Annotated in this window: 15 protein-coding genes; 2 read left to right on the top strand and 13 right to left on the bottom strand. The window is 30.4% G+C overall.

The window, feature by feature from the left end; all coding sequences use genetic code 11:
• Nucleotides 1-16: 16 nt before the first annotated feature.
• The 4 genes from ELQ06_RS05355 to ELQ06_RS05340 are packed head-to-tail and all read right to left on the bottom strand — an operon-like array spanning nt 17 to nt 3,243.
• Nucleotides 17-823: an adenylosuccinate lyase gene (locus ELQ06_RS05355; protein WP_002852998.1), complete on the bottom strand. Its 807-nt coding sequence runs from the start codon at nt 821-823 to the stop codon at nt 17-19.
• Complete coding sequence (locus tag ELQ06_RS05350; RefSeq protein ID WP_002853863.1) at nt 824-1,543, bottom strand: arginyltransferase; 720 nt, start codon at nt 1,541-1,543, stop codon at nt 824-826.
• Nucleotides 1,543-1,794, bottom strand: a complete 252-nt coding sequence (locus tag ELQ06_RS05345; protein WP_002853000.1) for a hypothetical protein — start codon at nt 1,792-1,794, stop codon at nt 1,543-1,545. The genes ELQ06_RS05350 and ELQ06_RS05345 overlap by 1 nt, the downstream gene beginning before the upstream one ends.
• Nucleotides 1,795-1,797: 3 nt before the next feature.
• Nucleotides 1,798-3,243, bottom strand: coding sequence for an acetyl-CoA carboxylase subunit A (locus ELQ06_RS05340; protein WP_002853011.1), 1,446 nt, complete (start codon nt 3,241-3,243; stop codon nt 1,798-1,800).
• A gap of 139 nt (nt 3,244-3,382) precedes the next feature.
• Here ELQ06_RS05340 and ftsW point away from each other — a divergent pair, with 139 nt between their 5' ends.
• Entirely contained in the window at nt 3,383-4,546 is a 1,164-nt protein-coding gene (gene ftsW, locus ELQ06_RS05335; RefSeq protein ID WP_002866069.1) for a putative lipid II flippase FtsW, read from the top strand.
• Nucleotides 4,543-5,571, top strand: a complete 1,029-nt coding sequence (gene murG / locus ELQ06_RS05330) for an undecaprenyldiphospho-muramoylpentapeptide beta-N-acetylglucosaminyltransferase (protein ID WP_052797694.1) — start codon at nt 4,543-4,545, stop codon at nt 5,569-5,571. Before ftsW ends, murG begins: the two co-directional genes overlap by 4 nt.
• On the opposite strand, the gene ELQ06_RS05325 is transcribed toward murG, so the two are convergent.
• From ELQ06_RS05325 to ELQ06_RS05285, 9 genes are all read right to left on the bottom strand, one after another.
• Nucleotides 5,542-6,705 carry a CynX/NimT family MFS transporter gene (locus ELQ06_RS05325; protein WP_020247016.1) on the bottom strand — a complete coding sequence of 388 codons (1,164 nt, stop codon included), beginning with the start codon at nt 6,703-6,705 and terminating at the stop codon, nt 5,542-5,544. The genes murG and ELQ06_RS05325 overlap by 30 nt on opposite strands.
• A 7-nt stretch (nt 6,706-6,712) precedes the next feature.
• A complete protein-coding gene (locus ELQ06_RS05320; RefSeq protein WP_002918514.1) occupies nt 6,713-7,564 on the bottom strand; it encodes an ATP-binding protein in 852 nt (283 codons plus the stop codon).
• Nucleotides 7,565-7,626: 62 nt separating this feature from the next.
• On the bottom strand, nt 7,627-8,517 hold the full coding sequence (locus ELQ06_RS05315) for an AraC family transcriptional regulator (protein WP_002852985.1): 891 nt from the start codon (nt 8,515-8,517) through the stop codon (nt 7,627-7,629).
• Nucleotides 8,514-9,119 carry a thiamine phosphate synthase gene (locus ELQ06_RS05310; protein WP_052781754.1) on the bottom strand — a complete coding sequence of 202 codons (606 nt, stop codon included), beginning with the start codon at nt 9,117-9,119 and terminating at the stop codon, nt 8,514-8,516. The genes ELQ06_RS05315 and ELQ06_RS05310 overlap by 4 nt, the downstream gene beginning before the upstream one ends.
• Nucleotides 9,109-10,254: a 2-iminoacetate synthase ThiH gene (gene thiH, locus ELQ06_RS05305; RefSeq protein WP_052797693.1), complete on the bottom strand. Its 1,146-nt coding sequence runs from the start codon at nt 10,252-10,254 to the stop codon at nt 9,109-9,111. Before thiH ends, ELQ06_RS05310 begins: the two co-directional genes overlap by 11 nt.
• A 2-nt stretch (nt 10,255-10,256) precedes the next feature.
• A complete protein-coding gene (locus tag ELQ06_RS05300) occupies nt 10,257-11,033 on the bottom strand; it encodes a thiazole synthase (RefSeq protein WP_052797692.1) in 777 nt (258 codons plus the stop codon).
• A gap of 2 nt (nt 11,034-11,035) precedes the next feature.
• Nucleotides 11,036-11,839 (bottom strand): thiamine biosynthesis protein ThiF, encoded by an 804-nt coding sequence (gene thiF / locus ELQ06_RS05295; protein ID WP_079460080.1) that lies wholly within the window; start codon nt 11,837-11,839, stop codon nt 11,036-11,038.
• Nucleotides 11,836-12,027 carry a sulfur carrier protein ThiS gene (gene thiS / locus ELQ06_RS05290; protein ID WP_044260438.1) on the bottom strand — a complete coding sequence of 64 codons (192 nt, stop codon included), beginning with the start codon at nt 12,025-12,027 and terminating at the stop codon, nt 11,836-11,838. The genes thiF and thiS overlap by 4 nt, the downstream gene beginning before the upstream one ends.
• Nucleotides 12,024-13,466, bottom strand: a complete 1,443-nt coding sequence (locus ELQ06_RS05285; protein ID WP_052793794.1) for a restriction endonuclease subunit S — start codon at nt 13,464-13,466, stop codon at nt 12,024-12,026. Before ELQ06_RS05285 ends, thiS begins: the two co-directional genes overlap by 4 nt.
• Between the last annotated feature and the right edge of the window lie 21 nt (nt 13,467-13,487).

The raw sequence follows: 13,487 nt of genomic DNA, 5'->3' as shown, positions 1-13,487 counted from the left end.
TGATTAATTTAATTTTTTAAGTATTATTCTTATAAAGTGCTTTTAAGTTATCATAGGCAATTTGTATTTTTTCAAACTGCTCTCTTGCGTAAGCTTTTTCTATTGCACTTTTTCCTTGATGAAAATCAGGATGATAAAGTTTTACCAAAATCAAATATTTTTGTCTGATTTCACTAAGATCATTTTGCGGAGTGCATTCTAAAGTATTAAAATAATTACTAAAAAGCTTAGCTAAAGCATTAAATTTCCATTTCATATTTTCTTTATTGTGAATATTTTGGCGAAATTTTTTATACTCTTCGCGGTCAACTTCAAAATTCACGCAATATTTTAAATGCTCGCTCTCATCTGCAAAAGCTTCAAAAAGTTCAAGGGTATTCTCGTTTTTATATTCTAAAATTAGAATATTTGTCATTTCATTATATTCTATATTATGATCTTGAAAATAATTTCTTATATAAGTAATAAATAATTTTTCATTAGAGCTTAACTTCATCAAAATTCTACCCGCAACAAAATCAATCTTGATAAACAACATAGGCTTAAGCATATTATTTTGCTCAAAAATTAATCTAAAAGTTTTAAAATGAGCATCTTGTAAATTCTCTATACCTTCATTTGTGCTTTTGCGATATTTTTGATCTAAAACTTTTAAGAAATAACGGCGCTGTGGAATTTCATTTTCTTCAAAAAAAGAAAAAATTTTATTTTTTCGTCCTATGACCTTTGTGAAATTTTTGGTAATCAAGTCTTTAAAATACTGAAATACGCTAATATCATCTGTATTAACATTGATAGTTTCTAAAGTTTGCACGATTTGCATCTATTTCTCCCATAAAACCTCATTTTCAAAAAGCTCTTTAGTGCCTTTTAAAATTTCATTGGGTGTATAATCGGCTTTATAAGATAAAGATTGACACTTTTTTACAAAATACCCAAGATAAATATAATCTAAGTTCATTTTTTTAGCTATTTGTATTTCATTGAGCAAAGAAAATTTACCCAAAGAAAAATACGAAAAATCAGGATCATAAAAACAATAAATGCTTGAAATTCCATCCTCTAAAATATCAATCAAATCAACACAAACGAGCTTATCTTCTATATAAAATGCAAGCTCATATCCAAAATTCATAAAACCATCGACATAAAGATTATAATACTGTTTAAAGCTTAAATCATAACGCTTCCAGTTCTTTTTTTCTTCCATAAAACGATGGTATTTATCATATAAAAACAAATGTTCATTGCTTAAATTGGGTGTTCTAAGTATAACTTTGGTGTTAATATTTTTATTTACAACCCTTCTTTCACTTCTTGAAAAATTATATTCATTAACTAAAATTCTAAGACTTAAACATTCATCACAATCTTTACAAATAGGGCGTGAAAAATACCTACCAAAACGACGCCAACCTCGTTTTATTAGCTCATTATTGATTTCTTTAGGGCAATTTTCAATGTATTTATACTCTATTCTTGAACGTTTATCCTTTAAGTAAGGACACTGATCTTCAAGAGTACAAAAACCAATCTCAAGCATTAAATTTTCTTAATATCTGTATTTTTAATAAATTCGGAAAATTCATCCTGTAGTTTTTCTTGCTTTAAGAAAATTTCTTGCATTTCCTTATCTATGTTTGTTTCTTGATTTTTTTCGCGAATATCTTTAGCTAGTTTTTCTAAATTTTTTACACTTGCTCCACTCTTGCTTGATTTCTTCGCTAATTTTGAAGTATTGGTGTTAGCTTGCATTTCTTTTTTAATACTTTTAAGACTGTCTAAAAAATCCATCTATTATTCCCTACTTTCTCGTATTTTTTTAAGCGTAGCAGCTATTGCAGCTATAACTTCTTCTTTATTTTCTTGATGACGATCTTCTGTTTTTTCTAATAATTCTTGCATATGTGTCTCTATGAAAGAGGTGTCTAAATACCCCCTTCTAAATTCTCTTGTTTTTGTAATGGCAATTAAAAATGGTATTGTTGTTCTAATATCATCAATCACAAATTCCTTCAAAGCACGCTCAAGTTTATTAACCGCTAAATCATAACTTGTTGCTTTAATAATAAGCTTTGCAAGCATGGAATCATAATAAGGCGGCACAGTATAGTCTTTATAAATATGACTATCAACCCTAACAGATGGTCCAAGAGCTGGGTAGTATTCTCCTATTTTTCCAGGACTTGGAATAAAATTTTTCCATACATTTTCAGCAGTAATTCTAGCTTCAATAGCAAAACCCCTAGGTTTAATATCGCTTTGTTCTAAGTCCAAAATTTCTCCTGCTGCAATACGAATTTGTCTTACAATAAGATCAATACCTGTAATTTCTTCAGTAATTGGATGCTCAACTTGAATTCTTGTATTCATTTCCATAAAATAAAAGCGATTATAATCATCAAGCAAAAACTCTATAGTTCCAGCATTTGTATAACCTACAGCCTTAGCAGCTGCCACAGCTGTAACACCCATGGTTTTTCTAAGATTATCTGAAATTCCAGGGCAAGGTGCTATCTCAATTACCTTTTGATGTCTTCTTTGAATAGAACAATCCCTTTCACAAAGATGGATAATATTTCCGTAGTTATCTCCTAAAATTTGAAATTCTATATGTCTGGGATTAACTACATATTTTTCCATAAATACTTCATCATTATTAAAGTATGTTAAAGCTTCTCTTTTGCAAGATTCAAAGGCATTTTCAAGATCTTGTTCTTTATGAACAACGCGAATTCCGCGTCCACCTCCACCACCTGAAGCTTTTAAAATAACAGGATAACCAATCTTCTCAGCAAAAATTTTAATTTCTTCCATGCTATAGGAATTTAATTTTTCAGTCCCTGGAACAATAGGTATGCCATTTTTAGCCATTAACTTACGAGCGATATTTTTATTTCCCATCTTATGGATTACTTCAGATTTTGGACCTATAAAAATAATTCCAGCATCTTCACAAGCCTTAGCAAATTCGTAATTCTCACTTAAAAATCCATAACCAGGATGGATCGCATCAGCACCACAAGCCTTAGCAATCTCGACAATACGAACAACATCTAAATATCCTCTTATAGCATCCGTTCCTATGCGATAAGCCTCATCTGCGATTTTTACATGCAAACATTCACGATCAGGCTCTGTAAAAACTGCAACACTTTTAATATGTAAATCTCTACAAGCACGGATTACCCTAACAGCTATTTCAGCTCTATTTGCTATGAGAATTTTATGGATTTGATTCATAATTTGCCTTTTTTGTTATATTTTTATTGTTAATTTTAGCAAATTTTCCTTACAAAAACTTAGCAAAAAAATTAATTTATTTTAGTTATAATAAAACTTTTTAAAATTTTAATTCCAATAAAGAAAAGTTATAATTATAATGGTTGCTGATAAAAGATTATTTTATTTAAGTTGTATTTTAATCACCATAGGAATAGTATTTTCATACTCTCTTACAGCTTTTACTGTTCTTTTTCTTGACTATAGCGAGTTTCATTTTTTTATTCGTCAGCTTTTTTTTGGAATTAGTGGCATACTTATAATGTTTTTTATTTCTCGATTGGATCCTGATAAAGCACTTTCTAAAAAAATTATTTTAGCTATTTTGATTATTTCTTTTATCTTTATCATCATTTTGCCATTTTTACCTTCTGTATTAGCAACAGCTAGCGGAGGAGCTAAACGCTGGATACGCTTAGGCCCACTCTCTATCTCTCCTGTGGAATTTTTTAAAATAGGATTGATTTATTTTTTAGCATGGAGCTATACAAGGCGTATTGATGATAGCAAAAAAGCTATCAGACACGAGGCTTTAATTCTTCTGCCTTATTGTATCTTAGCTTCTATAGTTATAGGATATATTTATATCACTCAAAACGATTTAGGACAAAGCGTAATTTCTTTCTTTTTGATTCTAGCTTTAGCTTTTTTTGCAGGAGCTAGTAAAAGGCTTTTTGCTTTTGGAACTTTAATCATTATGATGATAGGTATAATGGTAATTTTTAGCAACCAAAGAAGAATTCAAAGAATCGCTTCTTGGTGGGGGAATATACAAGATGCTTTTTTACCTATGCTTCCTGATTGGCTGGCAAATGCTTTAAGAGTAAGCAGCAATAGCGAGCCTTATCAAATTTCACACTCTTTAAATGCTATAGCCCATGGAGGAATGTTTGGCGAAGGCTTAGGACTTGGAACTTTTAAATTAGGCTTTTTAAGTGAAGTGCATACTGACTTTGTTCTTTCAGGAATTACTGAAGAAATAGGACTCTTAGGTCTTGGGGTTATTTGCTATATTTATCTTTGGATGATTTTAAGAATTTTTAGAATTGCAGGAAGATGTGAAGCTAAACAAGATTTTATTTTTTGTTCAGGCATAGCCTTACTTTTACTTTTTTCTTTCTTTATGAATGCTTTTGGTATTATTTCTCTTACTCCACTAAAAGGCGTAGCGGTTCCACTTTTAAGCTATGGAGGAAGTTCAATGTGGGCAATTTGTATAGGCATAGGATATGTATTAATGATTTCAAAAAAGGTTAAATTATGACAATAGCTTTAACAGGTGGTGGAACTGGGGGACATTTGGCCATAGTGCGTTGCTTATTAGAAAGTGCGATTAAAAAAAATATAGAATGTGTATACATAGGCAGTCAAAATGGTCAAGATAAAGCTTGGTTTGAAAATGAAGTACGCTTTAAGGAAAAATTTTTTTTAAACTCTAAAGGAGTGGTTAATCAAAGCAAATTTGGCAAAATCAGTTCTTTACTCCACACCTTAAAACTCTCCAAAGATTGTAGAGAAATTTTTAAAAAATACCACATCCAAGCCGTTTTTAGTGTAGGTGGATATAGTGCAGCTCCTGCATCTTTTGCAGCTTTATTCTCACATTTGCCTCTTTTTATACATGAACAAAATTCAAAAAGCGGCTCTTTAAATATGCTTTTAAAACCTTTCGCTACAAAATTTTTTAGCGCCTTTGAAAAAGAAATTAGCCCTTATCCTGTAGCAGATAAATTTTTTGATAATGCTAGGATTCGCAAAGAATTAAAAAATATTATTTTCTTAGGAGGATCACAAGGAGCTAGCTTTATAAACGAACTAGCTTTAAATTTAGCACCAAAACTTCAAGAACAAAATATCAAAATCATCCATCAATGTGGAAAAAATGATTTTGAAAAGTGCAAAAAACATTATCAAAGCTTAAATATCCAAGCTGATATTTTTGATTTTAGTTTAAATTTGGAAGAAAAAATGAAAAATGCAGATCTAGCTATATCAAGAGCAGGTGCAAGTACTCTTTTTGAACTTTGTGCTAATACTTTGCCCACTATTTTTATACCTTATCCTTATGCAGCTAAAAATCATCAATACTTTAATGCTAAATTTTTACAAGATCAAGCTTTATGTCAAATTTTTATGCAAAACTCTATTAATCTTGATGAATTTTTTAAGTCAATATTAAAACTAAATCTAGAAAATATTTCTACAAGATTGCAAAATATAACCCAAAAAAATGGCGCAGATATGCTAATCCAAAAAGCTTTATTTGATAATTTGACTTTTATAAGATAAATATCCAAAGATATTTACTAAAATTCCAACAAAAACTAACATCAAAATAGCAAATGAAAAATTTTCAAATTTGTCATGCAAAAAACCTATAATCCATTGTCCTTGTGCTGCAATTAAATATCCAAAACCCTGAGCTAAAGCAGAAAGTCTCGCTGCTATTTGAGCATTAGAGCTTTTTTGTGCAATAAAAAGCAACGCAATGCCAAAAACTCCACCCCATGGAAAACCCATGATAAAAGCACTGATAATAATAGAAATTTTACTATCAAAAATAAAGAGCATACCAAAAGCGATCACATACATACTGCACAAACCTGCTATGTAAAAAGTATGTAAATTTTGTCTTAATTTTCCTAAAAGTAAAGGGCCAAAAAGAGACACTGGAGCTGCAACAAGTTGAGCAAATAAAACCATACTTGTAGAAAATTCTTTATCAAATCCTTTTTCTACAACAATTTGAACATACCAAAAAAACAAAGAATAAGCTAAAAAACTTTGAAATCCCATAAAAAGAGTAATTTTCCAAGTTGTTAAATTTATAAAAAGATTGATTTTTTTATGAGCTTTTTTCTTAATACGAAAAAATCTACCATTTTTAGCTTGAGGATAGTAAACTACTAAAGCTACAAAAGAAAAAATAGCCCAGAAAAACATAGCTCCAGCTAAATCAAATACACTAAGCAAAGGTATAGCTAAAGCAATACCCATAATCGAAGAAATACTCAAAACAAGACTATAAATTCCCATTATACTTGCCATTTTTTTTGGAAATTTTTCTTTAATAAAACTAGGAAGTAAAACATTTGCAATTGCTATACCACAGCCCATTGCTAACATTCCTAAAAATAAGCCATATACACCAAAATAAGAACGAATAATTTCGCCTAAAAAAATTAAAAAAATTCCAAAAACAATAGCACGAATAGGAGAAAAATACCCCACAATAAAAGAAATACTTCCAAAAGCTATCAAAGGAAGACTTGTAAGTATGCCCGCTACGGTTGAGTTTAAATAATACTTATCTTTAATAATATCAATAATAGGCCCCACTGCAGTAATTGGGGCTCTAAGATTAAAAGCTACAATAATAACAATAATAACATTAATCCAAAATATCTTTTTAAAAGAAGCCATAAAAGCCTTATTTGTTAAGTTCTACTTTGAATATTTTACCTTCTGCCATCTTAGGAATCCATAAAATATTACCTTCAATAAATATATCTGCAGGACCTTTCATCAAAGGAAGTTCAAGTTTTACAGATTTAACATTATCTAAATTATAAATATATCCATTTAGATTATTTCCCCAAGAACTTACCAATAAACCATCTTTATAAGGAACTATTCCATCATAAGATTCTTTTTCATTTTTAATTATACTGAGTTCTTTTGTATTTAAATCATAAGCCATTACAACACCGCCACTTACACCATCAGGATGATAACCAGCTATAAAAAGCTTATGTTTTTTTCTATCTAGATATAACCCATTTGGACCGCCAAATTTTGCTAAATCAAGTTTTAATAATTCATCATATTGCTTAGTTTTTAAATCAACCTTTAAAATAAGCCCTGTGCCAGTATCGCTAACCAAAAGCGTATTGTCGTCTAATTTTTCTATGTCATTTAAAAAGATTGCACCTTTAATAGGTAAATTAAAAATTTCTTTTTTAGTTTTAAGATCAAAACCGCGTAAAACATCGATATCTACCACATAAAGAGTTTTTCCAATCTCCATCATGCCTTTTGGTGCATTAAGATGGGTTAAAAATTTATATTCTAGCACTTTGCCATTTTTATCAAGCTTAGAAATAAATCCATCATTATCTTTCGCCAAAGGTTCAAGTTTTTCTCCTACATTAGATACATAAACATAGTTTTTATCTACAAAAATACTTTCAGGGCTTTTAAAACCATCAAATTCTTGATATTTTAATTCACTTGCACCAAGCAAACTTCCAAGAAGCGCTAAACTTAAAACATATTTTTTCATATTTTCTCCTTTATTTAAAAATATTTTCATTGAATTATATTTATTTAGATAAAAAAAATGTGCTAGTTTTTTGATAAAAAATACAAGTTTTTTGTTTTTTGATATTGCTTAGGAGTTTGCTCATATTTCTCTTTAAATCTTTCAATAAACCAAGCTACCGAAGAAAAAGCGCACTCATTAGCTATTTCATTGATATTTTTTTTAGAAAATTTAAGTAAAATCTTTGCTTTTTGCAACCTTTTTTCATCTAACCATTTTTTAGGACTTTGTCCAAAACATTTCTTAAATTCTTTAGAAAAAGTTGCTAAATCTAATTTCGCAAAATTAGACATTTCATTTACGCTTAAAAATTCTCTACCACAATACTCAAAAAGTTGGGAAAGATCAAGGCGAAATTCTTTTAAAATTCCTGATAAAAAACTAATAAAATAAATATTCTTATTTAAAAGCAAATGTAAAAAAATCTCTTCAAATTTCAAACTCACTATAGGATCTAAAATTTGCGTATTTTCTTCAAAATGCGGTGAAAAACTTTCCAAAATTCCTTGCAAAATCTTATCATTTTTTACCCAAAAAATTTCATAGTTTTGAAACTTTTGATCTAGTTTAAAAAAATCTTTATACTTATAAATAAGTTCAATTAAAAATGCATTGTCAAAAAAAAATAAATAAGCTTCATAAACTCCTTTACTAAGTCCTACATTGCTTAAAGTATAGCTCCCAGCTTTTAAAAACAAAGTTTCATAAGAGTTAATCTTATAATCTTTTGATGCAGTATGTAAAATTTTATATCCTTTGCGAACAAAAGTTAAAAGATGACTTCCTACATTAACAAAAGTAGAATGCGAAGTATCCGTTTGTGTATATTTGGCAAAAGTGCAAGATTTAATTTTTTTATAATTGACACCTTTTAATTGCTTTAAATCTTCTGGTAAAGAAAGAATTTTATTCATCGTAAATTTTGCCTACATTCTAAAAGATACTTTTTAAGATCTTTTTCTTTCATTAAAATTTCACGCATACAAACGCCTGCTACATTTATATCTTTAAAATTTTCTATATTTTGAGCATTGATACCGCCTATAGCATAAAGTGGAATTTGACTAAATTCAAGTAAGGATTTTAAAAAATCAAGCCCTTTAGGTTCTAAACCCATCTTGCAAGAACTTTCAAAAATATGCCCTACAAAAGCATAATTTACCTTATAGCTCATCGCCTCTAAAAGCTCTTCTTTGCTATGGACTGAAGTACCAAGTATATGAAAATATTTTGTTAATTTAGGTTCTTTTCTTAGCAAAGAAAGCGGTGTGTGAAAATAACGATGTCCCAATTTTAAACACTCCCTATCAAAAAAATGCAAAAAACAAGTCACTTTTTGCTTTGCGCAAATGCTTAAAACTTCTTTTGCTAAGTCATAATACTCAAATTCGCTTAAATCTTTTTCTCTTAAAACTATAGCATCTACCTTAGCCTTAGCAAGTTTTTCAATCTGCTTTAAAAAGTCTATTTCTACACATTTTCTATCGCTTATGGCGATGATTTTTTTATCCCACATAGATACTATCGCTCATCACAGCTTGCAAATTGGATCTTTTAAGCATAGCTAAAATTTCATCTACGCTTCTATCATCTGAAATTTCAAACTGCTCATCACCCTTTTTCTCACCCTTATGCTCACCTATACCCACACTCACTCCTGCACTCATTTTAGTAGCGCCAAGCTTAATAACCTCATCTCTAAAACCTATTCTTTCACGACTTGAAATGGTAATGCCCGCAAAAGGCAAAAAGAGTCTATAAGCACAAAGTACTTGCAAAAGGCGTTTTTCACTTACATCTTTAGGATGGATTTTAGCATTATTGATAATAGGCCTTAAACGTGGTACTGAAATAGAAATTTCAGCATGCGAATAAGCTTGTTGTAAAAAATGTGCATGAAGCGCCGTAGCAAGGGCGTCTTTTCTAAAATCATCTATACCCAAAAGTGCGCCAAAAGCCACTCCACGCATACCCGCTTTTAAAGCTCTTTCTTGAGCATTAAAGCGATAAGGGAAAATGCGTTTTTCACCAGCTAAATGAATTTTAGAATATTTTAAAGCATTGTAAGTTTCTTGAAAAACAGTCACATAATCACAACCCTTTTCATGCAAAATTTTATATTCATCTTCATTCATAGGATAAATTTCAACGCCTACAACCTTAAAATACTCTCTAGCTATTTTACAAGCATTTGCTATATATTCTACACTTGCAAACTCCCTACCCTCGCCTGTTAGCATTAAAATTTCTTCTAAACCACTTTTAGCAATGGCTTGCATTTCTTCGTGAATTTCAGCTTCACTTAGCTTGGCTCTTGCGATTTTATTACCTTTTTGAAAACCACAATAAACACATTTAGAATTACAATAATTTGACAAATAAAGTGGGGTAAAAAGAGAGATAGAATTTCCAAAATATTTTTGCTTGACTTTAGCGGATTTAAAGGCTAATTCTTCTATGAAATCTTCTGCTGCACTTGAAAGCAAAGCTTTTAAATGCTCTATGCTTAAATGTGTTTGATTTAAAGCATTTTTAACATCTTTAGCGCTAAATTGACTCTCATCATAGCTTTGAACTTGACTTAAAACCTTATTTAAAATTTCGCTTTTTATTTCCTGCATGTGAGGTAAATGCTGCATATAATCTTGCATAATCAATCCCTTAAAAAGCCTGTTAATGGAGAACTTGCTTTAGCTTCACTCACACTTGCCACACCTGCTAAAAAAGCCGCTCTTCCCGCATTTACTGCCAAAGAAAAAGCTCTAGCCATCAAGGCTATATCTTTAGCTTCAGCTATGGCTGTATTTACCATCACTGCACTTACTCCCATTTGCATAGCTTCACAAGCTTGCGCAGGACTTCCAATACCCGCATCTACAATGATAGGCAAATCAATCTCATTAAGTAAAATTTGTATAAATTCCTTAGCGCATAAGCCTTTATTACTTCCAATAGGCGCTGCCAAAGGCATGATAGCCGCAGCTCCTGCATCACGCATAGCTCTAGCTGCGTAAAGATCAGCATGCATGTAAGGTAGGGGCGTAAAACCCTCTTTAGCTAAAAGCTCACAAGCTTTAATCGTTTCATAATTATCAGGTAGCAAATACCTACTATCGCTTATCACTTCTATCTTGATAAGTTCTCCACAACCAAGCTCTCTTGAAAGCCTTGCAATGCGTAAAGCTTCATCGGCGTTTCTTGCGCCTGAAGTGTTGGGTAAAAGTGTGATATTTTTAGGGATATAATCAAGTATATTAGCAATTTCCCCTGTATTTGCACGGCGTAAGGCTAGAGTGATAATCTGTGCTTTAGCTTCTTCTATAGCTGATTTTATAAGCTCTAGCGAATATTTTCCAGAACCTAAAATAAATCTTGAATCAAACTCGTATTTGCCTATTTTTAATTTATCATTTTTTAAATTTTCTTGCATTTTTACTCCTTATTTGCTAAAAGCTCTAAAACAAGGTTGCTTTGATGTCCTGCGCAAATATTTACCCTTGGTGCCATAAGTCCATTTCCCACCTTAGCACCATTTACCAAATCCCCACACACATAGAAATTTTTAGCAATTTTTCTTGTTTGTATGCTGTTGCTATCACCATAGCCCGCAAGCCCTGAAGCGCAGATTAAAATACCATCTTTGTAAAATCTATGAAAATTTTGCGCTATCATTGCTTTTGCGATAGCACTATCAAAAGCTTCGCAAACTATATCTATATCTTTAAATAAAGACTCTAAATTATTCTCATCGATTTTTAAAGTGCAAATTTCAACGCTGATATAAGGGTTAATCTCGCTAATTTGCTCTTTTAAAGCTTCGGTTTTAAATTTACCCAAATCACTTACACGATAAGCTTGACGATTTAAATTGCTAGGCTCAATCACATCAAAATCAATCAGCTTTAAAAACCCCACTCCACTTCTTGCTAAATTTATCGCTATATGTGATCCAAGTCCGCCTAAACCACACACCGCCACGCGCCCATTTTTAAGTTTATCGTGAAGCTTTGGAGTGTGTCTTGCTCTCATCATAGCATCTAGTGCATCTTTTGGAGGTAAAGTATTTCTTTCTATACAAAAAAGCTCATCATCTTCATTTAAAGCGATATTCTCTTTTGTTGCAAAACCATTGATAATCCATACATCATTTTCATTTTTGCTGATATTTTCAAAAAATTCCAAACTTGTTTTAAAGTCTGTATCAAGTTCTTTGCCATTAAATTTCACTCTCATCATCCACCTCCTACAAAGCTTACGATTTCAGCTTTATCGTTTTCTTTTAAAATCAAATTTTCAAATTCGCTCTTAGGTACAATCTCTCCATTTAATTCCAAGGCGATAAGTTCGATTTTAAAACCTTTTTCTTTGATAAAATCCATAAATCTAAGCTCTTTAAATTCAAATTTTTCTCCGTTGATAATCATACTTTTCCTTGTATTTGCTCTTCTACTTTAATTTTTGCATTATCTAATAATTGTTTAGATTTTTTCCTTAAATTAAAGCTTTCTTGTATATATTTTGCAATTTTTTCTTGAGTTGTAGAATCTATTTTAGGGATAAGGATATTTTGCATATCTATTGAAGAAAGATTTGTTTGAACCCCACCTGTACCAATTCTCTCAAATTGCATTTTACAAATAAAAGAATTTAAAAGCAATACCAAAACATCACTATTAAAATTTTTAATCGAAATTTTTAAAATCCTTTGATTAACCATAGCTGATATATCATCTCTAACCACACAAGACAAACCAATGCTACCAGACATAGAAATTAAAATATCACCTTTTTTTATTTTATCTTTAGGGCTTAAATTATAAGCTTCATTTTTAAGATAGATAACATTGCTTAAATCTAGCGTAGCATTTTTTATATTATTAATCCTAATTAATACAAGCTCTCCAACATCTTGGTAGTCATCACTTGAAAATGCAAAACCACTTGAAATATCATTAACTAAATCTTTTAAATTACAAAAGCCATCTTTATAACTTCTAATCATCTTTTCTATGTCTTCATATTTACTTTGATAATATTCAGAATCCAATCTTCCTGTTTTTAGAAAAGATTCTTTTAATGTGTGTATAGAGATATTTGGTGAGTTTGTAGGATTATTTGTTTTAGAATCTAGCAAACTTTGCAATGGATTCTTTGGATCAAGTCCTAACTCAAGGTATAAAGTTTCCTCTGCTTTTTTATATAACTCCTTACTTTCTTCTAATGCCTTATGAGAATCTTTTACCAAATTTTGAATTTCTAACTGAAATTCCATAGGGAAAATGGGAATTTTAATTTCTTTTAATTCTTCAGGATTTACATTTGTTTGATTAATTGATGGTCTAGCCCTTCTTCTTATCTCTTTTTTACCAATATGCGTATTTAAAAAAACTGTAAGATACTCTGGCAACAGAATTTCCTTATTGCAAACAAGCCTTACTAAATATGAAGCAAAAACAAAGTTTTCTCTATTGTTATAAAAAATTCCTGTTCTGCCCACAAACTCATAGGAATTTGTTCTATTAAACAAAACATCTCCATAATTTAACCTAAAAGTTTGCAATTCATTTTTATCAATTAAAGCATATTTTTTGACTTCAAAATTACAAAGCATATTATCAATGTCATTCATTCTATAAATAGGGATACCATCGCCCCCTTCATTCATATTTATTGAAATACCATATTGAGATTTTAATAAACATTCTCCTATTTTTTTATAGTTCAACTTATTGTTATAGATAAGCTTCATTGTCCAAAAACTATCATCTATGCGAAAATCTATATTTTTTTTCACTTCACTAAGCTTTAATACACTTACTTCTAAATGTGGATATTTTTCCTGCAAAGTTTGGTTTAGATTCATTTTATTCCTTTTTTTATTTCA

It is taken from the genome of Campylobacter sp. CH246 (genome assembly GCF_004378835.1).
GTDB lineage: Bacteria > Campylobacterota > Campylobacteria > Campylobacterales > Campylobacteraceae > Campylobacter_D > Campylobacter_D jejuni.
Note: the sequence above shows the minus strand (reverse complement) of the source record. Positions and strands in the feature narration are given on the sequence as shown.

What these genes read in the sequence shown, in the direction of transcription:
- thiF (WP_079460080.1), bottom strand. Translation starts at nt 11,839, where the DNA reads ATGATGAGAGTGAAATTTAATGGCAAAGAACTTGATACAGACTTTAAA.
- ELQ06_RS05350 (WP_002853863.1), bottom strand. Translation starts at nt 1,543, where the DNA reads ATGCTTGAGATTGGTTTTTGTACTCTTGAAGATCAGTGTCCTTACTTA.
- ELQ06_RS05325 (WP_020247016.1), bottom strand. Translation starts at nt 6,705, where the DNA reads ATGGCTTCTTTTAAAAAGATATTTTGGATTAATGTTATTATTGTTATT.
- ELQ06_RS05345 (WP_002853000.1), bottom strand. Translation starts at nt 1,794, where the DNA reads ATGGATTTTTTAGACAGTCTTAAAAGTATTAAAAAAGAAATGCAAGCT.
- ELQ06_RS05300 (WP_052797692.1), bottom strand. Translation starts at nt 11,033, where the DNA reads ATGCAAGAAAATTTAAAAAATGATAAATTAAAAATAGGCAAATACGAG.
- ELQ06_RS05315 (WP_002852985.1), bottom strand. Translation starts at nt 8,517, where the DNA reads ATGAATAAAATTCTTTCTTTACCAGAAGATTTAAAGCAATTAAAAGGT.
- murG (WP_052797694.1), top strand. Translation starts at nt 4,543, where the DNA reads ATGACAATAGCTTTAACAGGTGGTGGAACTGGGGGACATTTGGCCATA.
- ELQ06_RS05320 (WP_002918514.1), bottom strand. Translation starts at nt 7,564, where the DNA reads ATGAAAAAATATGTTTTAAGTTTAGCGCTTCTTGGAAGTTTGCTTGGT.
- ELQ06_RS05340 (WP_002853011.1), bottom strand. Translation starts at nt 3,243, where the DNA reads ATGAATCAAATCCATAAAATTCTCATAGCAAATAGAGCTGAAATAGCT.
- thiH (WP_052797693.1), bottom strand. Translation starts at nt 10,254, where the DNA reads ATGCAAGATTATATGCAGCATTTACCTCACATGCAGGAAATAAAAAGC.
- ELQ06_RS05355 (WP_002852998.1), bottom strand. Translation starts at nt 823, where the DNA reads ATGCAAATCGTGCAAACTTTAGAAACTATCAATGTTAATACAGATGAT.
- ELQ06_RS05310 (WP_052781754.1), bottom strand. Translation starts at nt 9,119, where the DNA reads ATGTGGGATAAAAAAATCATCGCCATAAGCGATAGAAAATGTGTAGAA.
- ELQ06_RS05285 (WP_052793794.1), bottom strand. Translation starts at nt 13,466, where the DNA reads ATGAATCTAAACCAAACTTTGCAGGAAAAATATCCACATTTAGAAGTA.
- thiS (WP_044260438.1), bottom strand. Translation starts at nt 12,027, where the DNA reads ATGATTATCAACGGAGAAAAATTTGAATTTAAAGAGCTTAGATTTATG.
- ftsW (WP_002866069.1), top strand. Translation starts at nt 3,383, where the DNA reads ATGGTTGCTGATAAAAGATTATTTTATTTAAGTTGTATTTTAATCACC.